The sequence below is a fragment of the Caulobacter sp. GW821-FHT09H08 genome (assembly GCF_059415885.1).
The window spans coordinates 253,244-276,690 of sequence record NZ_JBWKOC010000004.1 but is presented as its reverse complement, the minus strand read 5'-3'; the positions used below and the strand labels follow the sequence as shown (position 1 = coordinate 276,690).

16 protein-coding genes and 1 tRNA gene are annotated in these 23,447 nt (G+C 67.5%); 7 read left to right on the top strand and 10 right to left on the bottom strand.

What is annotated here, in order from left to right; genetic code table 11:
• Positions 1-63: 63 nt before the first annotated feature.
• The 3 genes from nagA to AC07NN_RS15775 are packed head-to-tail and all read right to left on the bottom strand — an operon-like array spanning position 64 to position 3,063.
• A complete protein-coding gene (nagA, locus tag AC07NN_RS15785) occupies positions 64-1,200 on the bottom strand; it encodes an N-acetylglucosamine-6-phosphate deacetylase (protein WP_494642740.1) in 1,137 nt (378 codons plus the stop codon).
• Complete coding sequence (locus tag AC07NN_RS15780; RefSeq protein WP_494642738.1) at positions 1,200-2,276, bottom strand: SIS domain-containing protein; 1,077 nt, start codon at positions 2,274-2,276, stop codon at positions 1,200-1,202. The genes nagA and AC07NN_RS15780 overlap by 1 nt, the downstream gene beginning before the upstream one ends.
• Positions 2,277-2,319: 43 nt before the next feature.
• Positions 2,320-3,063, bottom strand: a complete 744-nt coding sequence (locus AC07NN_RS15775) for a GntR family transcriptional regulator (protein WP_494642736.1) — start codon at positions 3,061-3,063, stop codon at positions 2,320-2,322.
• A gap of 277 nt (positions 3,064-3,340) precedes the next feature.
• Here AC07NN_RS15775 and AC07NN_RS15770 point away from each other — a divergent pair, with 277 nt between their 5' ends.
• The 4 genes from AC07NN_RS15770 (at position 3,341) to nagE (ending at position 12,840) form a co-directional block, all read left to right on the top strand.
• Complete coding sequence (locus AC07NN_RS15770; RefSeq protein WP_494642734.1) at positions 3,341-6,007, top strand: TonB-dependent receptor; 2,667 nt, start codon at positions 3,341-3,343, stop codon at positions 6,005-6,007.
• 225 nt (positions 6,008-6,232) lie between these two features.
• A complete protein-coding gene (locus tag AC07NN_RS15765; protein WP_494642733.1) occupies positions 6,233-8,518 on the top strand; it encodes a family 20 glycosylhydrolase in 2,286 nt (761 codons plus the stop codon).
• Between the two features lie 68 nt (positions 8,519-8,586).
• Positions 8,587-11,079, top strand: coding sequence for a phosphoenolpyruvate--protein phosphotransferase (gene ptsP, locus AC07NN_RS15760; protein ID WP_494643984.1), 2,493 nt, complete (start codon positions 8,587-8,589; stop codon positions 11,077-11,079).
• Positions 11,080-11,085: 6 nt separating this feature from the next.
• Positions 11,086-12,840 carry an N-acetylglucosamine-specific PTS transporter subunit IIBC gene (nagE, locus tag AC07NN_RS15755; RefSeq protein ID WP_494642732.1) on the top strand — a complete coding sequence of 585 codons (1,755 nt, stop codon included), beginning with the start codon at positions 11,086-11,088 and terminating at the stop codon, positions 12,838-12,840.
• 3 nt (positions 12,841-12,843) lie between these two features.
• Here the strand turns inward: nagE and AC07NN_RS15750 are convergent, their stop codons facing one another.
• Positions 12,844-13,224 (bottom strand): response regulator transcription factor, encoded by a 381-nt coding sequence (locus tag AC07NN_RS15750; RefSeq protein ID WP_494642730.1) that lies wholly within the window; start codon positions 13,222-13,224, stop codon positions 12,844-12,846.
• 167 nt (positions 13,225-13,391) lie between these two features.
• Here AC07NN_RS15750 and AC07NN_RS15745 point away from each other — a divergent pair, with 167 nt between their 5' ends.
• From AC07NN_RS15745 to AC07NN_RS15735, 3 genes are all read left to right on the top strand, one after another.
• Positions 13,392-16,253: a PAS domain S-box protein gene (locus AC07NN_RS15745; protein ID WP_494642728.1), complete on the top strand. Its 2,862-nt coding sequence runs from the start codon at positions 13,392-13,394 to the stop codon at positions 16,251-16,253.
• A 19-nt stretch (positions 16,254-16,272) separates the two neighbouring features.
• A complete protein-coding gene (locus AC07NN_RS15740; RefSeq protein WP_494642725.1) occupies positions 16,273-16,698 on the top strand; it encodes a response regulator transcription factor in 426 nt (141 codons plus the stop codon).
• Between the two features lie 225 nt (positions 16,699-16,923).
• Positions 16,924-18,030, top strand: a complete 1,107-nt coding sequence (locus AC07NN_RS15735) for a hypothetical protein (RefSeq protein WP_494642723.1) — start codon at positions 16,924-16,926, stop codon at positions 18,028-18,030.
• A gap of 109 nt (positions 18,031-18,139) precedes the next feature.
• Here the strand turns inward: AC07NN_RS15735 and AC07NN_RS15730 are convergent, their stop codons facing one another.
• The 6 genes from AC07NN_RS15730 to AC07NN_RS15705 all read right to left on the bottom strand — a co-directional run bounded on the left by AC07NN_RS15730 (position 18,140) and on the right by AC07NN_RS15705 (position 23,348).
• Positions 18,140-19,564, bottom strand: a complete 1,425-nt coding sequence (locus AC07NN_RS15730; RefSeq protein WP_494642721.1) for a hypothetical protein — start codon at positions 19,562-19,564, stop codon at positions 18,140-18,142.
• A 175-nt stretch (positions 19,565-19,739) separates the two neighbouring features.
• Positions 19,740-19,829, bottom strand: a tRNA-Ser gene (locus tag AC07NN_RS15725).
• A gap of 103 nt (positions 19,830-19,932) precedes the next feature.
• Positions 19,933-20,352: a PaaI family thioesterase gene (locus tag AC07NN_RS15720; RefSeq protein ID WP_494642719.1), complete on the bottom strand. Its 420-nt coding sequence runs from the start codon at positions 20,350-20,352 to the stop codon at positions 19,933-19,935.
• A gap of 94 nt (positions 20,353-20,446) precedes the next feature.
• Positions 20,447-21,289 (bottom strand): MBL fold metallo-hydrolase, encoded by an 843-nt coding sequence (locus AC07NN_RS15715; RefSeq protein WP_494642717.1) that lies wholly within the window; start codon positions 21,287-21,289, stop codon positions 20,447-20,449.
• Between the two features lie 107 nt (positions 21,290-21,396).
• Positions 21,397-22,116, bottom strand: coding sequence for a hypothetical protein (locus AC07NN_RS15710; protein WP_494642715.1), 720 nt, complete (start codon positions 22,114-22,116; stop codon positions 21,397-21,399).
• Between the two features lie 203 nt (positions 22,117-22,319).
• A complete protein-coding gene (locus AC07NN_RS15705; RefSeq protein ID WP_494642713.1) occupies positions 22,320-23,348 on the bottom strand; it encodes an RluA family pseudouridine synthase in 1,029 nt (342 codons plus the stop codon).
• Positions 23,349-23,447 lie beyond the last annotated feature (99 nt).

Sequence of the window (23,447 nt, the reverse complement as noted above, 5' to 3'; positions counted from 1 at the left end):
CCTTTTCTTTTGCTCATCCAGCAGCCGTCATCCCGCGCTTAGGGTGCGGCGTGACGAGGATGGTTAGGCCTCGGCCCCGTCGATCCAGGTCGCGACGACCTTCATCTGGCCGTCCAGCAGGCAGAAGTCCGCCGCCTGGCCGACAGCGATGCGGCCGCGTTGGTCGCCCAGGCCCAGGAACGCCGCCGGAGCGGCCGAGGCCATCATCACCGCGTCGTCCACCGACAGGCCCATCATCGCCATGGCGTTGCGCACGGCGCCGGCCATGTCGAGGTCCGAGCCCGCCAGCGTGCCGTGGTCGTCGACGCAGACGCCGTCGACCACGCGGATGTGGCGGCCCTGCAGGTTGAACTGCTTGTCGCTCATGCCGACGGTCGGCATGGCGTCCGTGACCAGCATGAACCGGTCCAGCGGTCGGGTGCGCAGGGCGATCTTCAGGGTCGCCGGATCCACGTGGCGACCGTCGACGATGATCCCGCACCAGGCCGACTGGCTCTCCAGCGCCGCGCCCACCGCGCCGGGCTCGCGGCTGGTCAGCGGCGACATGGCGTTGAAGAGGTGGGTGAAGCCGGTCAGGCCGTGGTCCAGCGCCTGGCGCATGGTCTTGTAGAGGGCGTTGGTATGGCCGGCGGCGACCCGCACCCCGGCGTCGGCCAGGCGCTGGATCATGTCCGGCGTCGTGCGCTCGGGCGCCAGGGTGACCAGGGTCTTGCCGACCTTCAGCGAAGTCAGCAGCGCCAGGGCCTCGTCATCGATGACGCGGAACTTCTCGGCGTCGTGGATGCCCTTGCGCTTGGGGTTGAGGAACGGGCCCTCGATGTGCACGCCCAGCACGCCGGGCACGCCCTGCGCGATGGCCTGCTCGGTGGCGCGCATCGCCTGGTCGACCACCGAGAGGTCGTCGCTGATCAGCGTCGGCAGGAAGCCGGTCGTGCCGTAGGCGCGATGGGCGGCGCCGATCGCGGCGATCGCCTCGACCGTCGGCGAGTCGTTGAACAGCACGCCGCCGCCGCCATTGACCTGGGTGTCGATGAAGCCGGGAACCAGCAGGTCGCCGGCCAGGTCGCGACGCTCGGCGTGGGCCGGGACGTCGCGCGCATCGACGATCCCGACGACTGCGCTGTCTTCGACCAGCACGGCCTTGCCATCAACGACGCCGGCTTCCGTCAGGACGCGGCCATTTACGAGAGCAGCCAGCATCAGACGGTTTCGGTCACCTTGTTGAGATGGGGCGGGCTATCGGGATCGTAGCCGCGCGCGACCGAAAGCGCATTGGCCATTCGGTAGAAGCTCTGGATCATCAGGATCGGCTCCAGCACCGGGTGGCTGGACAGGGCGGGCAGGGCGCCGGGACCATTGTCGCCGGGACCGGCCAGCAGCACGTCGGCGCCGCGTTCGCGCAGGCCCTTGGCCATGTCGTCGACGCTGGCGCGGCTCTCGTCATCCTGCGCGAAGACCAGGGCCGGGAAGCCGTCCTTCACCAGGGCCATCGGGCCATGCAGCACCTCGGCGGCGCTGAAGGCCTCGGCGTGCAGGCCGCAGGTCTCCTTGAACTTCAGGGCCGCCTCCAGGGCGACGCCGAAGCCGACGCCGCGTCCCAGGACGTAGAGATTGCGGGCCAGCTTCAGGCGCTCGACGGCCGGCGACCAGTCCAGGGCCCAGGCCTCGGCCAGCGCGGTCGGCAGCGAGGCCAGGGCCTTGGTCAGCTCCTCGTCCTGCGTCCAGGCGGCGATCAGCTGGGTGATGGCGACCAGGGCGGCGATGTAGGACTTGGTGGCCGCGACGCTCAGCTCGGGGCCGGCGTGCAGAGGGATGACCTCGTCGGCCAGCTCGGCCAGCGGCGAGTCGACGACATTGACCAGGGCCACGGCATAGCCGCCGGCGGCCTTGGCCGCCTTCACGGCGGCCAGCAGGTCGGGGCTCTTGCCCGATTGCGAAATGGCCAGGACGAGCGCGCCTTCCAGATTGGGCGAGGCGTCGTAGACCGAGCTGACCGACAGGCCGGCCGACGAGGTCAGGACCCCGGCCTTGGTCTCGATCAGGTAGCGGGCGAAGGTGGCGGCGTGGTCGCTGCTGCCGCGAGCGATGGTGACGACCACGCGCGGCGGGTTGGCGCGCAGGCGCTCGGCCAGGGCCTCGATCTTGCGGGCGTTGGCGGTCAGCTGGGCGGCGGCGACCGCCGAAGCTTGGCCGGCTTCAAGGAACATACGCGTGGATTCAGGCGACTTCCGCGCGGGCGCGGGGGTCTCAGGACGGGTCAAGACAGTCGCCTCCAAGCTCTACTCCTCGGACTCAAAACGCACTTAGGGACACTGCCGCTCAGGACAGCGAGTTCAGTTCCGCGACGAAATCGTACGCATCGCCGCGATAGTAGGATTGCGTGACTTCCACCGCCCGGCCGTCCTTCAGGAAGCCGCGCCGCTCGATCAGCAGCCCGGCGTCCTTCACGGGAACGCCCAGCAGGTCGGCCTGTTCTGCCTGGAACAGCACTGCGCGCAGCCGCTGCAGGGCGCGCGCCGGACGGTGGCCGGTCTTTTCCAGGGCTTCGTAGAGCGACGTCCCGACCGCATCGGGCGAGGACAGGGCGAAAGCGGCGATCGTCGTGTATTCCACGGCCATCGGCGCGCCGTCGGCGTAGCGGATACGGGCGAAGCGATAGACCGGCGTGCCGGGCGACAGGCCCAGGGTCAACGACTCTTCCGGAGTCACCTGGCCTTCGGCGCGGCTGATCCATTCGCTGCGCGGGGTGCGCCCGCGCGAGATCATGTCCTCGGTGAACGAGGACAGCTTCGAGAAGCTCTTCTCGACCCGGGCGGCGACGAAGGTGCCCGCGCCCTGGCGGCGCGTCAGCAGGCCTTCGCTGACGAGGCCGTCCAGCGCCTTGCGCACCGTGATGCGCGAGATGTTGAACTCGTCGGCCAGGTCGCGCTCGGCGGGCAGGGCGTCGTCGGGCGACAGCACCTTCTTCTGGATGGCGTCGCGCAGGGCGCGCTGCAGCTGCTTGTAGAGCGGGGCGTGATCGCCCTTGGCGTCGAGCCGTCCGATCCGTTCAGCAAACGTCATTTACAGCCCTCCCCCTGCTTGCATTCGGACTGGTCGCGCAAATCGACGGCGCCCCTCGTCCCTGTCTCGATAGCATATGACCATTTTCATACCAATAAGAACATGGTCTGCAATTGGTTTCTTTTTGGCCTTGTCATCCGCAAAATTTTCGTCACAGTTCCCGTCCGAGGCCTGAGAAGTACCACTTTCTGCGGAACCTCCCAGAAAATTGGTATCATATTGGGCTTGGGGTTCGGCTCCGGTCCAATGGCCCGGCATAATGGGGAGAAGCCGAGTTATGAAGAATTTCCGTAAGTCCGTATTGGCCGCGTCGGCCAGCGCCATGGTGGTCATGGTCGCTGCTCCGGCCCTGGCCCAAGACAACAGCACCGTCGAGGAAGTGGTCGTCACCGGCATCCGCGCCTCGCTGCTGCAGTCCATCGAATCCAAGCGCAAGGCCGACGCCATCGTCGACGTCGTCACCGCCGAGGACGTGGGCAAGTTCCCGAGCAGCAACGTCGCCGAAGCCCTGACCATCGTTCCGGGCGTCACCGTCGACCGCGCCTTCGGCCAAGGTGAGAAGGTCAGCATCCTGGGCACCGACCCGGCGCTGAACCGCACCCTGCTGAACGGCCAGACCGTCGCCTCGGCCGACTGGTTCATCCTGGACACTCCGGGCCGCACGTTCAACTACGCCCTCCTGGCTCCGCAGATCGTCGGCCGGGTGGAAGTCTACAAGTCGCCGGAAGCCCGCATCGACGAAGGCAGCATCGGCGGCACGGTCATCGTCAACACCCGCAAGCCGCTGGACCTGAAGTCCGGCATGATCGCTGGCGCGGTGAGCTATCTCTACACTGACCGCTCGAAGAAGGGCGATCTGCAGGGTTCGTTCCTGACGAGCTGGAAGAACGACGCCAACACCTTCGGCGCCAGCTTCGCGGTCCAGCGCGCCGAGGATCAACTGCGTCGCGACGGTATCGAAAGCTACGGCACGATCGCGGCCAACCAGTGGGCCGGCGGCAATCCGGACAACCCGGTCGACTCGCGAAAGGCTGGTTGCGTCGGCTCGTGCGCCACGACCCTGACGGCCAACCTGAACGCCCGCAGCCCGAACGCCTTCGGCACGCACTTCTTCGAACAGGGCCGGGTCCGCACGACCTACACCACCGGCCTGCAGTGGAAGCCGACCGACCAGCTGGCGTTCGACTTCAACTGGATGAAGATCAAGGCCACCTACGACAACACCAACCAGTCGATGTACGCCTTCCAGGGCAACACCTGGAACAGCCTGGGCGCCCTGACGGGCATCGAGGTCAACAACGGCGTCGTCACCAAGGCCTCGTTCAAGAACGCCCTCAGCGTCCTGGACGTGCAGTACCGCGAAGCCGAGCTGAACTCCGACACCTATCACCTGAAGGGCCAGTACAAGGGTGACGGCTGGGATCTGAACGGCGAGATCGGCAAGTCGACCGCCGACGGCGGCACCAAGCGTCAGGTCTTCCTCGAGTTCCTGAACTGGGCCGACTACACCGTCGACCTGTCGGGCACGCCCAAGAGCCCGGGCCGCCTGACCTACGCGACCAACGTGATGTCCAACCCGGCCGCCTTCGCGACCGATCCGGGCTGGAGCGGCAACATCGTCACCAAGCCGACGTCGGACGAAGAGAAGTACGCTCAGGTCGACCTGGGCAAGGACTTCGACGGGGTCATCCAGCGCGTGCAGGTCGGCTACAAGCGTCGTGAGCACCAGACCAGCCAGCAGTACGCCGGTATCGCCATCACCGGCGTTGCCGCCCCGTCCTCGCTGTTCGCGCCGAGCACCGTGCCCAGCAACTATCTGAAGGGCTTCGACAACGTCGGCACGCAGATGGCGGGTCGCTTCCGCATCAACGGCGAGACGATGCTGTCGTACGTCGAGAGCGGCAAGTGGCTGGCCGCCGGCGCTTCGATGCCGAAGCCTTCGGTGTTCGCCGCCGCCGAGTTCACGGCCGGCAACTGGACCATCCAGGAGAACATCGACGCCCTGTACGCTCAGGCCAACTTCAAGGCCGACAACGTGCGCGGTAACTTTGGCTTCCGCTATGTGAAGACCTCGGTCGACAGCGCCGGCTACGTCTGCAAGCCCGGCGCGGCCTGCAACACCGCCGCCGACTGGGCCTGGCAGACCAGCAAGAAGAGCTACGACAACGTCCTGCCGAGCGTGAACATCATCGTCGACGCTCGCGAGGACCTGGTCCTGCGCTTCGCGGCGGCCCAGGTGATCGCCCGTCCGAACTATGCCGACATGACCAACTACTTCTGGCTGTCGGACGGCATCCTGACCGGCGGCGGCGGCAACCCGAACCTGGAGCCCTACAAGTCGAGCAACGTCAACGCCTCGGCCGAGTGGTACTTCCAGCCGCAAGCCATCCTGTCGGCCGAAGTGTTCTACAAGGACATCTCGAACTACATCCTGCAGCGCACGCAGCCGGAATCGTACTTCAACCAGTCGCAGGGCAAGGTCACGACCTACCAGATCAGCCGTCCGTTCAACGCGGGCTCGGCTGAGGTGAAGGGTCTGGCGGTCGCCTACCAACAGACCTTCGGCCACGGCCTGGGCCTGTTGGCCAACTACACCTACGCCGACGCTTCGGCCCAAGGCGGCGCCATGCTGCCCTACAGCTCCAAGCACCAGGTCAACATCAGCCCGTTCTTCGAAGCCGGTCCGTTCTCGGCCCGCGCCACCTACACCTGGCGTTCGAAGTACTTCACGGGCGTCGACCGCGGCGACAACATGTATGTGCGCGCCTCGAAGTCCCTGGACGCCACCGTCGGCTACGCCGTGACCAAGAACATCACGGCCTCGGTCTCGGGTCAGAACCTGCTGGACAGCGAGTACTACGCCTACGCCAACACGACGGCCCTGCCGCGCGGTGTCTACCGCACGGGCCGCAAGCTGCAGGCCACGCTGAACGTCTCGTTCTAAGACGCTCGGCGGCGGAGGCTCCGGGCCATTCCGGAGCCTCCGGCCCTCAGCACATTGCTTCGCGCGCGCCGCTTGGTTCAGGATCGCCCTCATGACCCGCCAAGCCCCGCTCCACGCGATCGATCCCCTCCTGACTGCAAGCATGGAGCTGGGGCGGGGCGGCTTGGCTGTCCCGCCCGCTTTTTGCCGTCTACCAACCTGTCGCTTTCCCATTCGCGAGGCCGCGTGACCAAGACCCCGCTCCGCATCGCCGCCGTCTCGGCGCTAACCCTGGCAGCCGTTCTCGGCGCTTCGTCCGTGAACGCGCAATCCGCGCGCCTCAGCATCACCCCCGCCCCGGCCAAGGTCGTTGTCGCCGAGGGTTCCTTCCCGCTTTCCGCCGCCACCCGCATCCACGTCGCCAAGGGTGACGTCGAGGCCAAGGGCGTGGCCAACCAGCTCGCCGACCTGATCCAGCGCTCGCGCGGTTTCCGTCCCGCCGTGGTCGAGGGCGCGGCGCCCTCCAGCGGCGCTATCGTCCTGACCCGCGAAGGCCCCGCCGGCGAGGCCTACAAGCTCGACATCGGCCCCAAGGGCGTGACGATCGCCGCCGCCAAGCGCGCGGGCCTCTTCTACGGCGCCATGTCGCTGTGGCAGCTGGCGACGCCGGACGAGGCCAAGGGCCCGGTGGCCCTGCCGGCCGCCGCGATCGAGGACGCGCCGCGCTTCGCCTGGCGCGGCCTGATGGTCGACAGCGCCCGCCACTTCCAGTCGCTGGACACGCTGAAAGCGGTCATCGACGCCATGGCGGCGCACAAGCTCAACACCTTCCACTGGCACCTGGTCGACGACCAAGGATGGCGGCTGGAGATCAAGAAGTATCCGAAGCTGACCCAGGTCGCCGGCTGGCGTCGCGATCCCGGCGCGGCGGTGAACTATCCGAAGTACGGCGGCTTCTACACCCAGGACCAGGCCCGCGAGCTGGTCGCCTATGCCGCCGCGCGCAACATCACCGTCGTGCCCGAGATCGAGACCCCGGGCCACGCCCTGGCGCCGATCGTCGCCTATCCGCAGCTGGGCACGGCCACGCCGGACGCGACCAAGATGGGCGACTGGGGCGTCTTCCCCTGGCTCTACAACACCGACGACGCGACCTTCGCCTTCCTGGACGACGTCCTGAACGAGGTGATGGACATCTTCCCCTCGACCTTCATCCACGTCGGCGGCGACGAGGCGGTCAAGGACCAGTGGAAGGCCAGCGACAAGATCCAGGCCAAGATCAAGGAACTGGGCCTCAAGGACGAGCACGAGCTGCAGAGCTGGTTCATCCAGCGCGTCGGCAAGTCGCTGGACAAGCGCGGCCGCCGCCTGATCGGCTGGGACGAGATCCTCGAGGGCGGTCTGGCCCCCAACGCCACGGTCATGTCCTGGCGCGGCATCGACGGCGCCATCGCCGCCGCCAAGCAGGGCCACGACACGGTGCTGTCGCCCCATCCGGTGCTCTATCTCGACAACCGCCAGAGCACCTCGCCCGAGGAGCCGACCGGCCGCGGCCGCGTGGTCAGCCTCAAGGACGTCTACGGTTTCGATCCCGCGCCGGAACAGCTGTCAGCCGACGAGCGCAAGCACATCCTCGGCGTCCAGGCCAATGTCTGGACCGAGCACATGCAGACCGACCAGCGCATGATGCAGATGGCCTTCCCGCGCGCCGTCGCCCTGGCCGAACGCGGCTGGACGCCCGAGGGCGGCGTGAACTGGACGGATTTCGCCAGCCGCATGCCCGCCGAGATGGCGCGCCTGAAGATCCTGGGCGTCGCCGCCAACAGCGTGCCCTTTGAACCCCAGCCGGCCCTGTCGGAAGGCGAGGGCGGCAAGACCAGGGTCGCGCTGTCGACCGGCCTGGGTGTCGGCGAGATCCGCTACACCACCGACGGCAAGGCGCCGACGGCGGCGTCGACCGCCTATGCCGGCGCGCTGGACCTGCCCAAGGGCGCGAGCGTCAAGGCCCGTACCTTCGTGAACGGTCAGGCCCTGGGCCGCGAGCGCGGCTGGACGATCTCGGCGAACTTGCTGCAGACCCGCACCAGCGGCCAGCTGAAGCTGTGCACCGACAAGGTGCCGATCACCATGATCGACGATGCGCCGGCCGCCCTCGACAAGCGGCCGATGATGATGGTCGACATCTTCAACCCGTGCTGGATCTGGGAAGGCGCGAGCCTGGACAAGGGCGCGCTGCTGACGGCCCGCATCACCCAGATCCCGTTCAACTTCCAGGTCGGCAAGGACCGCGACCACATCCCGCTGCACCCGCCGGCCACGCCGGGCGGCGAGCTGGAGGTGAGGCTGGGCTGCACGGGCGAGCGCATCGCCGCGATCCCGCTGGGCGACGCAGCGCGTAACCCCGGCCTGTCCACGGTGACGACGCGCCTGCCCGCCCGCGCGGGCAAGGCCGATCTGTGCTTGACCTTCACGTCCAAGACGCTGGACCCCTTCTGGGTGATCGAGCGGGTGTCCGTGAAGCCCGCGAACTAGTTTTCGAAGAAGAGTTGAAGGCCGTGTCCAACCTCGTTCCCTCCGCGCCCCTCGTTCTCTTCTCACCCATGAAGGGGTGGATCGCGCCGCTCGACGAGACGCCCGACGCCGTGTTCGCCGAGCGCATGCTGGGCGACGGCTTGGCGATCGATCCGCTGGACTCGACGCTGCACGCGCCGTGCGACGCCACGGTCGTCACCGTCCATCGCGCCCGCCACGCCGTGACCCTGCGCGCGGCCAACGGCGCCGAGATCCTGATGCACGTCGGCCTGGAGACCGTGGCCCTGAACGGCGAGGGCTTCAGCGTTTTCGTCAAGGAAGGCCAGGCGGTGAAGACGGGCGACAAGCTGCTCGGCTTCGATCTCGACCTGCTGGCGCAGCGGGCTCGCAGCCTGATCACCCCGGTGGTGATCACCAATCTCGACGCCTTCGAAATCGTCCGTCGCGACCAGGATCGCGAGATCAGCGTGGGCGACTTCCTGATGGAGCTGTCGCCGATTGGCGGGGCCTCGACCTCCAGCGAGACCGCCGCCGGCGAGGTGTCTCGTGACGTCATCGTTCCGCTGGTGCATGGCATCCACGCCCGTCCCGCCGCCCGCATCGCCGAAGCCGCTCGCAAGTTCGTGGCCGAGGTCGCCCTGGTCGCCGTCAATCGCCGCGCCAGCGCCAAGAGCCCGGTGGGCGTCATGTCTTTGGCCGTCCGCCATGGCGACACCATCCAGGTGGTGGCTTGTGGCATGGACGCCGACGCGGCGATCCAGGCCGTCGCCGAACTGATCGAAGGCGGCATGGGCGAGGGCGGTCCGGTTCCCGCCGAGCCCGCGGTCTCGACGCCCGTCGCCCTGGTCACGCCCGAGCCGACCGGCCCCGCCGAACTGCCGCGCGACGGCGTGCTGAAGGGCGTGCTGGCCGCGCCGGGTCTGGCCATCGGCAAGGCCGTGCGGCTGGCCTCGGCCGACATCATCGTGCGTGAGAGCGGTGATGGCGTGGCTCACGAGGAAGCGGCCCTGGCCGCCGCCCTTGACAAGGTTCGCGCCCGTATCGAGGCCAACGCCGCCAAGGGTGACAAGGCTCGCAAGGCCATCCTCGGCGCCCACCTGGCCTTCCTGGAAGATCCCGAGCTTTCGGCCGGCGCGCGCCGCCTGATCGCCGAGGGCAAGAGCGCGGGCTTCGCCTGGCGCACGGCCGTCGGCGGCTATGTCGAGGCCCTGCGCGGCCTGGGCGACCGCCGCCTGGCCGAGCGCGTCGACGACCTCGTCGACCTGGAGCGCCAGGTCCTGCGCGCTCTCACGGGTGAAGAAGAGGACGGCGCGATCCTGCCGCCGGGCTCGATCCTGCTGGCCGACGAACTGCTGCCCTCGCAGCTGATGGGCGTCGATCCGGGTCTCGTCGCCGGCTTCGCCACCGCGCGCGGCGGCCCGACCTCGCACGTCGCCATCCTGGCCGCCGCCATGGGCATTCCCGCCATGGTCGCCCTCGGCGGGGCGCTGCTGAAGATCAAGGACGGCGCGACGCTGATCATCGACGCCGACAGCGGCCTGCTCCGCGTGGCGCCGGATGCGCCGGCCCTGGAAGCCGCCCAGACCGCCCTGGCCCAGCGCCAGGAACGCAAGGCCGCCGCCAAGGCCGCCGCGCATCAGCCGTGCGTGACCCAGGACGGAACGCGGATCGAGGTCTTCGCCAACACCGGCTCGCTGAACGACGCCCTGGCCGCCGTGGCCAACGGCGCGGAAGGTTCGGGCCTGCTGCGCACCGAGTTCCTGTTCCTCGACCGCGACACCCCGCCTGACGAGGACGAGCAGGCCCGCCAGTACCAGGCCATCGCCTCGGCCCTGGATGGCAAGCCGCTGATCATTCGCACGCTCGATGTCGGCGGCGACAAGGCCGCGCCCTATCTGCCGATCCCGGCCGAGGAGAACCCGGCCCTGGGCCTGCGCGGCGTCCGCGTCAGCCTGTGGCGGCCGCATCTCCTGAAGACCCAACTGCGCGCCATCCTGCGGGTGAAGCCCCTGGGCCAGTGCAAGATCATGGTCCCCATGGTCGCCAGCCTCGACGAACTGCGCGCCGTCCGCGCCGTGCTGGACGAGGCCAAGCGCGAGATGGGCATCATCGAGAAGATCGAACTGGGCGTGATGATCGAGACGCCGGCGGCCGCCATGACCGCCGACCTGATCGCCGCCGAGGCCGACTTCCTCTCGGTCGGCACCAACGACCTGACCCAGTACGTTCTGGCCATGGACCGGGGCAATCCGGAGCTGGCCGCCCGCATCGACGCCCTGCACCCGGCGGTGCTGCGGATGATCGACCTGACCTGCAAGGGCGCGGCGAAACACCATCGCTGGGTCGGCGTCTGCGGGGGCCTGGCCTCCGACGTCGCCGCCATCCCCATCCTGCTGGGCCTGGGCGTCACCGAGCTTTCGACCACGGCGTCCATCGCGCCCGAGGTGAAGGCCCGCGTCCGTAGCCTTTCCCTTGAGTCTTGCCGTAGCCTCGCGGCCCAGGCCCTGGACCAGACCTCGCCCGAGGCGGTCCGGGCCCTTTCGAAATCCTTCGGAGCCTAAGCGCCCATGAAGTCTCCGCTCGAAATCCTGCAGCCCCTGGGCCGCGCCCTGATGCTGCCCATCGCGGTGCTGCCGGTGGCCGGCCTGATGCTGCGTCTGGGCCAGCCCGATCTCTTGAACATCGGCTTCATCGCCGCCGCTGGCGACGCGATCTTCTCGAACCTCGGCCTGCTGTTCGCCATCGGTGTCGCCGTCGGCCTGGCCAAGGAGAACAACGGCGCGGCCGGCCTGGCCGGCGTCGTCTGTTTCCTGATCGCCAGCGAGGGCGCCAAGACCCTGCTGCACGTCCCGGCCGAGGTCACGGCGGGGCTGGTCACGGCCCACGCCGACCTCGCGGGCGCGGCTTACAAGGCCAAGGCGCTGTCCAAGCTCAGCGTGCCCATCGGCATCATTTCGGGCGTGATCGGCGGGCTGTTCTACAACCGCTTCTCTGGCTTCAAGCTGCCCGAGTACCTGGCCTTCTTCAGCGGTCGCCGCTTCGTGCCGATCATCTCGGGCGTGGCAGGCCTGCTGATGGCCGTGCTGATCGGTTTGGGCTACGACGCCATCAACGGCGGGGTCGACGCGGCCAGTCGCGCCATCGTCGGTTCGGGCGAGTTCGGCCTGCTGGTCTACGGCTTCCTGAACCGGATCCTGATCGTCACCGGCCTGCACCACATCCTCAACAACATCGCCTGGTTCGTGGTCGGCGACTTCCACGGCGCGACGGGCGACCTGCGCCGGTTCTTTGCCGACGACCCCAGCGCCGGGGCGTTCATGAGCGGCTTCTTCCCGGTCATGATGTTCGGCCTGCCGGCCGCCTGCCTGGCCATGTACCACACCGCCCTTCCTGCGAAGAGAAAGGCCGTCGGCGGCATGCTGTTCTCGCTGGCCCTGACCTCGTTCCTGACCGGCGTGACCGAGCCGATCGAGTTCAGCTTCATGTTCCTGGCCCCGGTGCTCTACGCCGTGCACGCGGTGCTGACGGGCGTGGCCATGGCGGCGATGAACGCACTCGACATCAAGCTGGGCTTCACCTTCTCGGCCGGCCTGTTCGACTACGTCCTGAACTTCGGCAAGGCGACTAACCCCCTGTGGCTGCTGCCGCTGGGGGCGGTCTATGGCGCGGTCTATTACGGTCTGTTCCGCTTCTTCATCCAAAAGTTCGATCTGAAGACCCCGGGCCGTGAGGCCGACGACGTCGCGACCGCGCAGACCGTCGCCACGGGCGGCGGACGTGGAGCCGACTTCGTTCAGGCCTTGGGCGGCGCGGCCAATCTGGTCAGCGTCGACGCCTGCACCACCCGCCTTCGCCTGATCGTCGCCGACCAGGGCGCGGTCAACGAGAGCGCCCTGAAGGCCCTCGGCGCGCGCGGTATCGTCAAGCCGTCCGACAAGGCGCTGCAGGTCGTGCTGGGTCCCATCGCCGACGGCGTGGCGGGCGAGATCCGCGAAGCCATGGGAGCCCCGGCTCCGATCGCAGCCGCCAAGCCTGTCGTCGCCGCGAAGACCGCGCCCTCGACGCTGCCCACCGTGGAAGACGACCGCAAGGCCGAGGCCCTGGTCAGCGCCCTGGGCGGCGCCGGCAACCTCAAGACCGTCGGAACCTGCTCCAGCCGCCTGCGCCTAGTCGTGGCCGACCAGGCCGGCGTCGACGAGGCCGCGCTGAAGGCCCTGGGCGCGCGCGGCGTGGTCCGGGTGGGCGAGCGGACGGTGCACGTGGTGCTAGGCCCTGACGCCGAACGCATCGGCGAGGCGGTTCGCTGCCACCTGCCGGCCTAGGGGCTAGCCGACCAGGTCCCGGACCTTGGCGACGATCTGCTCGGGCGAGAAGGGCTTCATAAGGTAGCCGTTCGCCCCGGCCTGCATGGCCATGACGATGCGGTCCAGGCGGCCTTCGCCGGTCAGCATCAGGATAGGCGTGTCGGCGCATGCGTCGATCGAACGCAGCGTGCGGACCAGCTCGATCCCGTCCGTAGTGGGCAATCGGACGTCGACCACGAAGAGGGACGGCGCCCGCGCCCGGGTCTTGCCCAGCATCCGCTCGCCGGTCTCGAACACCTCGACCAGGAACCCCTGCGGGGCCAGCGCCGTCTGGAGGAACGCCAGGATCAGCGGATCGTCGTCGACGACATAGATCGAGGGGGCGACGGCGTCAGGCTGCATCGGTCCATCCTGGCTGCGGGTGCGATCGGAGCACAAGCTCAGCCTTGCCGTGGGACGCGCCACGATCAAGAGGCCGCAGGTTGTACGCGGCGTGGATAACCCGCCCTTCATGCTTTTACGGCACCGATAGGAACCCGCCTTTCTTTGGGGCTAATTGAAAGTGGGCCATGGCCGTCGAGACCGCTGAAACGGACGTCGCGATCCTGCGCGCGCGGCTCGACCGCATGACGCGTCTCGCCGCGGCCCAGACGGCGCTGTCCGAGGCGGACCTGGACCTCGACGCGTTCATGCAGGCCATCGTCGAGCACCTGGCCGATCTGACCGGCGCCAAGGGCGCGATCGTCGAGCTGGTCGAGGGCGGCGACCTCGTCTACCGCGCCGCCACCGACAAGGCTCTGATCGGCACCCGCCTCAAGCGCGCCAACAGCTTCTCGGGCCTGTGCGTCGCCACCGCCGAGGTACAGGTCTGCGCCGACGCCCTGACCGACGACCGCGTCGACCGCGAGGCCTGCATCCGGGTCGGCGTCGGCTCGATGGTCTGCGCGCCCCTGATGCACGCGGCCGAGGCCCTTGGCGTGCTGAAGGTCTTCTCCGGCGAGAAGGCCGCCTTCGGCGACGACGATATCGACATCCTGCGCGTGCTGGCCTCGCTGTTGGGCGCACAGATGTCCCACCAGCTGGCGTTCCAGCAGAACGAGATCCTGCTGGCCGAGAAGACCAAGGCCCTGGAGAGCGCCGCCTGGGAAGCCCAGCAGCGCGCGAACCAGGAGGAGCTATTCGAGAACGCCTTCCACCACGCCCCGATCGGCATGGCCCTGGTCGCCCTCGACGGCAAGCTGGTCAAGGTCAACGCCGTCTTCTGCGACATTGTCGGCTATCCGGCTAAGGAAGCCCGGACGCTGGACTTCCAGACCATCACCCACCCCGACGACCTCGAGGCGGACCTGGCGTTCCTGAACCGTCTGCTGGCCGGCCAGATCAAGCGCTACCAGATGGAGAAACGCTACATCCGCAAGGATGGCCAGGTGATCTGCGTGCGCCTGTCAGTATCGCTGGTGCGCGACAAGGACGGCGCGCCCAAGCACTTCATCGGCCAGATCCAGGACCTGACCGACCAGCGCGCCATCGAGAACCGCTACCGGCTGATGGCCGAGAACGCGACCGACGTCATCGTCATCAGCGACCTGAACGGCGTGGCGACCTTCGTCTCACCGGCCAGCGAGGCCGTGACGGGCTACAAGCCCGAGGAGCGGATGGGCCATTCGCCCAAGCCGATCAGCCACCCCGACGACAACGCCGCCCTCTACCAGGCCTTCAAGGGACTCCTGAAGGGCAAGGCCGCTGGCCGGGTCCGCTGGCGCGCCCAGCACAAGCTCACCGGCGACTATGTCTGGGTGGAGTCCAACCCCGTCCTGATGCGCGACGACGTCACGGGCCAACCCACCGGCTTCCTGGACGTGATCCGCGACGTCACCGCCCAGAAGACGCAGGAAGACGCCCTGGCCCAGGCCCGTCTCGATGCCGAGGCCGCCATGCGGTCCAAGGCCGAGTTCCTCGCCAATATGAGCCACGAGCTGCGCACGCCGCTGAACAGCATCATCGGCTTCTCGCGCCTGCTGACCGAAAGCCAGGGCCTGTGTTCCGAGGACCAGCGCCGGGTCGAGCTGGTGCACGGCGCCGGCCAGGCCCTGCACGCGGTCATCGACAACGTGCTGGACTTCTCGAAGCTGGAGGCCGCCGCGCTGGAGCTGCACACCGCGCCTTTCGACCCGGTCGAGCTGGTGCGCCAGACCGTGGCCATGCTGGAGCCGCAGGCCGCCGCCAAGGACCTGCGCCTGAAGACCATGATCGACTCCGACGCGCCGCTGGGCGTGATCGGCGACGTCGGGCGGGTGCGCCAGGTGCTGCTGAACCTGCTGTCCAACGCCGTGAAGTTCACGTCCAAGGGCGGCGTCACCGCCAGCCTGATGCGCGTCGGCGGGACCGACGCCGCGCCGCGCCTGCGGATCGAGATCGCCGACACCGGCTCGGGCATCTCCGAGGGCAAGCGGGACGGCATCTTCAATCGCTTCGTCCAGGCCGGCTCGTCAGTGTCGGCCCACTACGGCGGCACCGGTCTGGGTCTGGCCATTTCCCGCCAGCTGATCGCTCTGATGGGCGGCGAGATCGGCGTCGAGAGCGCCGTGGGCCAGGGCTCGACCTTCTGGTTCGAGCTGGCCTTGCCGGCCGCCGGCGCCAAGGGCGCGGAGCCGGTCGCCGAGGCCCAGCCCCTGCGCCTGCACGGCCGCCGGATCCTGGTCGTCGACGATGTCGAGCTGAACCGCGAGCTGATGCTGGCCCTGCTCAGCAAGTACGGCTGCGAGGTGGCCCTGGCCGAGGACGGCGCCCAGGCAGTGGAGACCGTCAAGGCGCTGCCGTTCGACCTGGTGCTGATGGACTGCCAGATGCCGGTGATGGACGGCTTCGCCGCCACCGAGGCCATCCGCGCCTCGGGCGAGGCCTATGCCGACATACCGATCGTGGCCCTGACCGCCAGCGCCCAGCCCGAGCACCTGGCCCGCTGCGAAGCGGCCGGGATGAACGACCACCTGACCAAGCCGCTCAATCCCGGCGCCCTGGAGCGGGTGCTGGAGATGATGCTGCGCGACACCCCGGTCGCGGGCGCCGCGCCGAAACCTGTGGCCGACGCCGGCGAGGTGACGCGCGCCGGCCTGGTCGAGGTGATGGGGGCTGCGTCCGTCCGCGCCCTGCTGGGCATTCTGCTCACCCAGCTGGACATCCGCTTCACACACGACGACGCCAGGACCGTGCGCGAGGACGCCCACGCCCTGGCCGGTTCGGCGGGCATGATGGGCTTCCCCGACCTGTCCCAGGCCTGCCGCGACCTGGAGACCGTCATCGTCGCCGGCGGCGACCATGCCGCGAGCCTGGATTTGACACGCGGCCTCGTCTCGCGAACGATCCAGATCGCCCGACGCTGGGAAGCGGACCTCGCCGCCGCCGACGCGCGTGGGCAGCAGCTCGCCTGAGCCCCAAGGAGCCCCGCCCGTGTCCGCGTCCCCGTCCGTCCTGGTCATCGATGACGACGCCGTCGTTCGGCAGTTCGTGGAACTGGTGCTGGCCCAGGCCGGCTATGCGGTCTCGTCCGCCGCCACGGCGGAGATGGGCATCAAGGCGCTGCAGACCTCGCACTGGGACCTCGTGCTGCTCGACATCAACATGCCCCAGATGACCGGGCTGGAGGTCCTGCGCCTGCTGCGCAAGTACCAGCGGGTCAAGGCGGCGGTGATGATGATGACCGCGCGCAGCGACGCGGCCGCCGTGCGCGAGGCGATGCAGACCGGCGCCGACGGCTACATGATCAAGCCGTTCGGACCGCAGGACCTGCTCAAGCGTGTCGAGGCCATGCTGAACCCCGAGAAGTTCCGCGCCGCGCCCAAGGAGGCCGAGCGGCCTCCGGTCGAGCTGGACTAGCGTGTCGGCGGGCGTCTCGCGCCCTTCGGATCCGGCGCCTAGTCGACAGAAAGCGGCGCCAATCGCGCAATCCTAAGCGCCACAAGGTCCCGCGATGTCGAATATCGGCGTTCGCCATCCCCTGTTCGGGGGATGTCAGGGGCTCACCCTCCGGTTTTACAACGGCGCGCGGGGCCAGAAGTGACGCGTGTTGCTGTCGAGCAGGCTCCATGAGGGAGCATAGTCATGGCGGAACCGACACTTCGTGATTTCCAATTCCTGGTCCAGCTGATCGACACCGGTCTGATCCAGGCCAGCTTCAAGTTCGTGGACCTGCGCGCGCTGCTGAAGAGCTTCGGCGCCCTGACGCCGGACGTCGACCTGGCCCTGGCCCAGGTCGAGGCCAATCCGGCCCTGATCAATATCGGCGTCCAGACGCTCAAGGACGCCCTGACCAAGTGGCCGCTGGATACGCCGATCAGCGTCGCCTTCGGCATCACCAGCGGCGGGGGCGGCACGGGCGGGGGAACGACCACGACGCCCATCGTCCTGACGGACGCCCAGATCAAGGACGCCTACAAGGCGCTGGCGGGCATCGCCTCGACCTCGTCCAAGGCGCTGTCGGAATTCCTGACCGGCCCCAAGGGCGAGAAGGTGGCCAACGCCCTCTACGCCGAGATGCAGCAGCTGGCGAAGCTGCAGCTGGACGTCCTGGCCGGCACGCTGACCAAGACGGCGTTCCTGGACACGATGATCAAGTTCTCGGCCGACACCTCGGCCCTGGCCCTGCAGGCGGTGAACTTCTTCACGGGCAAGACGCCCAGCGCCGCGGCCCTGGCCGAGCTGATCGACAGCGCCACCAACAACAACGACCTGACCGACTACGCCTACGCCATCTACAACACCGAGAACAAATACATCGAGTTCGCGGTGAACCAGGCCATGAGCGGCACGGGCGCCCAGATCTTCAAGGACGCCTATAACAGCCTGGCGTTCCGCGAGGCCGCAGCGAAGATCTACGACACCATCATCGGCAACTCGAAGGCCGTGGCCGCCGGTATCAATGTCGCCGCGGCGCTGGACTACATCGTCTCGCAGCAGAAGTACTTCGAGGCCTATGGCCACGACGCCCTGGGCTCCAAGGCGGCCGTCGCCGGCTTCCTGATGTCCAAGGGCCTGGAAGCCAATGTCGGCCTCTACGCCGAGGCCGTGAAGGGTTTCCTGACCAAGGCCTATGACGGCACCGCCACCTACGGCGGCGACCTGATCACGGCCGCCAAGGCGCCGGCGGAACCGGTCGGCGTGGTGGCCCAGCCGGTCGACCACGCGGCGGACGGCGGCGTGTTCGTCTAGGGACGAGCGTCTAACCGAGACGAGATGGCCCGGACGCCGAGCGGCTTCCGGGCCATTTTGCATACGTTGTCCGCCCCGCAGTCGGCGAACCGAAGCCGGGGCGGTGGAGCTAGCTCAGGAACGCGTATTCCGCTTTTCCGTAGATTCCGATGAGATCGATGGCCAGGGGAGCGCCGTCGGACAGGTCGGCCAGCAATGCGGCATTCGCCTTCGCGAAGCTGCCCAAATCGGCCTTCTCTGCTTCCGCTAACAGCCAACCAACCATCGCGGCCTTTGTGCCGATACCCTCGACGCCATCCTTCCCATAGTAGGCGAAATACTCGGCTCGACCGTCGATCAGCGCGTGCACCTTTGCGTCCGTCGGCGTCGATCCGAATATGGTTTTGTAAGCTTCCCGTGTGGCTTCAAATAGAGAGAGTTGTGCGTACTTCGCGGCGAAGCCGGTCTTGCCTTCTCCATCTCGGCCAAGATTGACGGCAAAATTGATGTAACGGTTCTCCATGGAGAAGAGCTGATAGTACGAGCTATTAATATTATTGGGGTTGGGCCCGCTTGTGGAAACCAGGTAATCCAGGCCGCCTGAGCTGGGCACCTTTCCAGTGAAAAACTGATAGCTGAGTGTTGCGACCGAAGTCGTCAAATCAGCCAGTTTGACCACGCTATCCAACGCAACTGCCTGGCTCGAGGAATTGTTCACGATCGATAGAACAGCAGTGTAAGTCGTCGTTCCTTTGCCCTGTCGAAGAACGTTGAGGGTCAGCATTTCGGCGTACTCGGCCGAAGGCAGCGCTGGAGCCGACGCGTTTGCGCTTAGGGACTGAGTATTGATGCTGACGGTGGCGAATCGGGTGAGGTCGTCAGCTTTGTCCAGGATTTTGGACGATACCTCGTCGTAGGTTGATGCGCCAAAATAGTTGTTCTTCGCGTCTATTGCTGTGTCCGGATAGCTCTTGGGTGACTCGATTGCGATGCCATTCGTGTAGAAATTATTTCCGCTAATCAGTAGCGGCTTCCCATATGCGACCCAGTTCTCCAAAATTGTTGAAGACTTGTTGTTGCTGTAGAACGTGTTGTCGATAACGGACACCTGTGCGCTTCGGTCTGTGCCGATGCTCAGCTTTCCAGCGTTCAGGAATAGATTTCTGGCAATCACGCTGTCCGACGTTGGATACCAGACATAGATCATGGATCCGCCGCTTACGACGCTGTCTGTAAGTGTGAATTTCCCATAGGACCCGTTGCCCGTGGGTGGGAGAAAGGTTCCCCCCGAAAGGTTGGCAAACGAAATCTGTATTTCGCCCGGGTCTGAGAAAAGCGAACTGAAAATAAAATCTGTATTGTTGAATATGATCTTGTTGTTGGCTGTTCCCGTTGCGACAAGATTACCAAAAACTTGAATCTTGTGGCTATTGCCGTTGACAATAGCGCCCGGCTCAACGGTCAACGTAACGCCATCGGCGATCTGGACATCGTCGGCTAGGTTGTAGGTTTGGCCTGCGGCCCAGGTCGTATTCTGGCTGATAATCGTAGGCATGGCCGCTCCCCGCTCTGCAAAGAAGACGATAAGCGGCGGCGGCGACCTATGCTAGCGTGCTGATGCTTGAGCAGCCTAGGGTTGGTCAGTCTGGAGGCGCATAGCCGTCAAGCGAGAGAGAGCCGCCCAGCGGGTACGGCTGGGGCGGGGAAAGTCTGGTTTTTCAAGGGGGTGGTGGCGGAGAGGGTGGGATTCGAACCCACGGTGCCCTTCCAGGCACGCCGCATTTCGAGTGCGGTACATTCGACCACTCTGCCACCTCTCCAGGCCGCCGTTCTGAGCGGTTTTGAAGCCGCCCGAGGTCGAGGGCGCGATACCTAGCGGCGTCGCCGCCGGGACGCAAGCCCCCTCTCCAAGCTTTTTCGCGATCAGCCTTTTGGTCGCAGAATCATCTGGGTGCAGCGGAAAAGCGCCATGGTCTTTCCGGTGGTCTCGTTGGTCACGACGGCGTCCCAGACCTGGGTGTTGCGGCCGCCGTGGATCAGCCTGGCCTCGACCGCCACGCCGCCTTCCAGGGCGGTGCCCAGGAAGTTCGACTTCAGCTCGATGGTGGTGAAGCCGGTCGCGCCCTCGGGCAGGGAGATCACGCAGCCGTAGCCGGCGGCCGAGTCGGCCAGGGCGATGACGCTGGCCGCGTGCAGGAAGCCGTTGGGGGCCATGTGGCGCTTGTCTACTTCGAAGCGGCCCTTCACGTAGCCCGGAACCGCCTCCAGCCATTGCAGGCCCAGCAGGTCGGGCAGGGTCCCGGCCTGGCCGGCGGTCAGTTGGGCGCTGAAATCCTGGGCCATGTCGTGCCTCCACATGCTTCGCGTGCGAACCATATGTGCGGAGCAAGGCGCTGGCGCAAGTCCATTTTCAAAAAGAACGGACTTTGGCGGACGCCTAGAGCTTGGTGACGTCCACGACCGGGAAGCGGGGGCCGCTTTCCGGCTCGGACGGCAGCTTGCCCGAGCGGATGGCCACGCGCAGGGCGGCCGAGGCCAGGACCGGGTCGGGCAGGATCGCGTCGGCGGCGGTGCGCAGGGCGATGAAGTCCAGCCGGTCGATCTTGTCGTTCAGCTGGGTGTTGGAGGCCTTTTCCTCGGCGATCGTCGACTCGCTGGCCTCGCCGGCGCAGACGCCTGGCAGCACGCGGGTCTTGGCCGGCAGCTTGAGGAGCTTGCGGGCGTCGTCCCAGGCCTTGCCATAGTCCGCGCCGGGAATGTCGCAGCGACCTGCGCCCTCGGACGGAGCCAGGATGGTGTCGCCGGTGAACAGCACGTCGCCCATCAGATAGGCCAGCGCGCCCGGCAGGCGGCCGGTCAGGGCGATCGGGGTGAACTCGACGCCGCCCATCGGGAAGGCGTCGCCGTCCTGGGCCAGCTTGTCGAAGTCCCAGCCCTCGACGTCGACCATGGGCTCGTCGAACTTGGGGGCCAGGCGCTTGAGGCTCTCGACGACCTTGGCGCCGATGCAGACCGAGGCGCCGGTCTCGTATTTCAGGTGGCCGGCGGCCGAGACGTGGCCGGCGTGCAGGCCAGTCTCCAGGATCCAGGTCGGGCCCAGGTCCTTGGCGCGGATATCGGCGATGATCTTGTCGACGAAACTCGTATCGACAGCTTCGGTGACCGGATCGAAGTCCAGCACAGGGTCGACGATGGCGCAGAGGAAGGTGGCCGGATCGACGATCAGGTAGGTCACCGTCCCCGTGGCGGGATGGCGATAAGCAGTGATTTCCGGCTGCATAGATAAGCCTCAGACGCCCGTGCGCGGCACCATGGCGCCCAAGCCGTTAAACATCCCCGAACAGCGGTACCGTAGCGAGCGGTTTTAGCTACCCGTTATCGGGACGTTCAGCGCGAGGGGGCCGCCGCGGAGCACGGGTGGGCGCCGTCGCGCATGCCTTCGACCCACAGGGGCTCGACATAACGGCCGTCGGCGCGGAATCCCGGCGCGCAGCCTTCGGGCGTGTCGGCCCGCTGGCGATCCCCGGTCATGACCGACAGGGCGATCGACTGGCGCTCGCCGCCCCGGCCATAGCCCCGGCCGTAGCCATAGCCCGGCCCATAGCCGTAGCCATAACCGGCGCCATAGCCGTAACCGTCGTATCCCGGGCCGCCGTAGTAGGGGCCGCCATAACAGCCGCCGCGCTTGCCGCAGTCGGTCTTGGAGACGGCGACGCCGACCGTGGTGCTCTCGCCGACGGGGAACAGGGCCGAGGCCGAGAAGCTGCGATAGCCGCCGGTGCCGACCGAGGCGCTGACCGAGCCGTGGACCTTGCGCTTGCCGTCCTCATCGCGGTCGGCGGGCAGCAGGCCCCGTGAACCGTCCTCCGCCGGAGCGCCGGCGCCGACGAAGGCGTCGATCTGTTCTTGGGTGGTCAGTGGACGGGCCGGAGGCGCGAGCACGGGCGGCGCGGCCTGGGTCGCGGCGGTCGCCAGGGCTTCGGCGCTCGGCTTGGCGTGGGCGGTGGCGATGACCTCGTCGTCTCCGTCCATCTCGGCGACGGTCGCGGCGAACGCGGGGGAAGCGAAGGTGGCGGCGAGGGCGAGGATCGCGATAAGGGGCCGCATGGGTACGCTCCAGGATGACAGGTCGACAAACTGGACCGCCAAGCCAGCGCAATTAGGGCGCTTTTGTTGCCTGGACGCAAGTTTAAGCACTCGGGAAGCGTCAACCCCGCCCTTCGACAGGCTCAGGGTGAGGTTTCCTACTGAACGGCCTCGAAAGTAGTCCTCACCCTGAGCCTGTCGAAGGGCGGGGACTACGCACGGTGTCACAGCTTGGAGAGCCCCTCTTCCAGGATCGCCATGTCCGGCGGCAAGGGCGTCTCGAAACTGAGGGTCTTGCCCGTCACCGGATGGACGAAGCCCAGCAGGGCCGCGTGCAGGGCCTGGCGCTTCAGGCCAGAGGCGGCGATCTGCTCGCGCACCGCCGTCGCGGGCTGGCTGGCGCCGTAGACCGGATCGCCCAGGCAGGGCGAACCCTTGCTGGCCATGTGGACGCGGATCTGGTGGGTGCGGCCGGTCTCCAGGCGACAGGCGACGCGCGCGGCCAGCGGCTTGTCCTGAGGTCCAAACAGGGCCTCGACCCGGTAGTGGGTGATGGCCTGGCGGCCGCCGGACTTCAGCACGGCCATTTTCTTGCGGTCGCTGAGCGAGCGGCCCAGCTGGGTGTCGATCGTGCCATTGGCGGGCGAGGGCGCGCCGCGCGTCAGGGCGACGTAGAGGCGGTCGATGTCGTGGGTCGCGAACAGCTTCGACAGGCCCTGGTGCGCCACGTCGCTCTTGGCCGCGACCATGACGCCGGAGGTGTCCTTGTCCAGGCGGTGGACGATGCCCGGTCGCGCCACCCCGCCGATGCCCGACAGGCTGTCGCCGCAGTGGTGAAGCAGGGCGTTGACCAGCGTGCCGTTCGGGGTGCCCGGCGCGGGGTGCACGGCCATGCCGGCGGCCTTGTCGATGACGATCAGGTGCTCGTCCTCGTACAGCACCGACAGCGGGATGGCCTCCGGCTCCGGATCGGCCGGAACGGGCGGCGGCACCAGCAGGGCGTAGGTCCCGGCCCTGGCCTTGCGCGAGGCGTCGGTGATCGGCTGTCCGTCCAGGGTCAGGCGCCCCTCGCCGATCAGGGCCTGCAGGCGGGCGCGGGAGAGGTCGGGGAACAGCGGGGCCAGCACCTTGTCCAGCCGCTGGCCGGCCAGGCTCTCCGGCAGGTCGACACTCAGCGCCTCGCCCTCGCCGCCCGCATCGGGACCAGCCTCGTCCAGGACGTCGTCGTCCAGCTTTTCATCGAAAGAGCTCACCGCTCACCGGATAGTCGATGCCGGGGGGCGGCGCCACTGGCGTCCGTCACCATACTGTTGTCTCGTGCGGGTAGGCGGACCGGGAAGCCGCATGGGGAC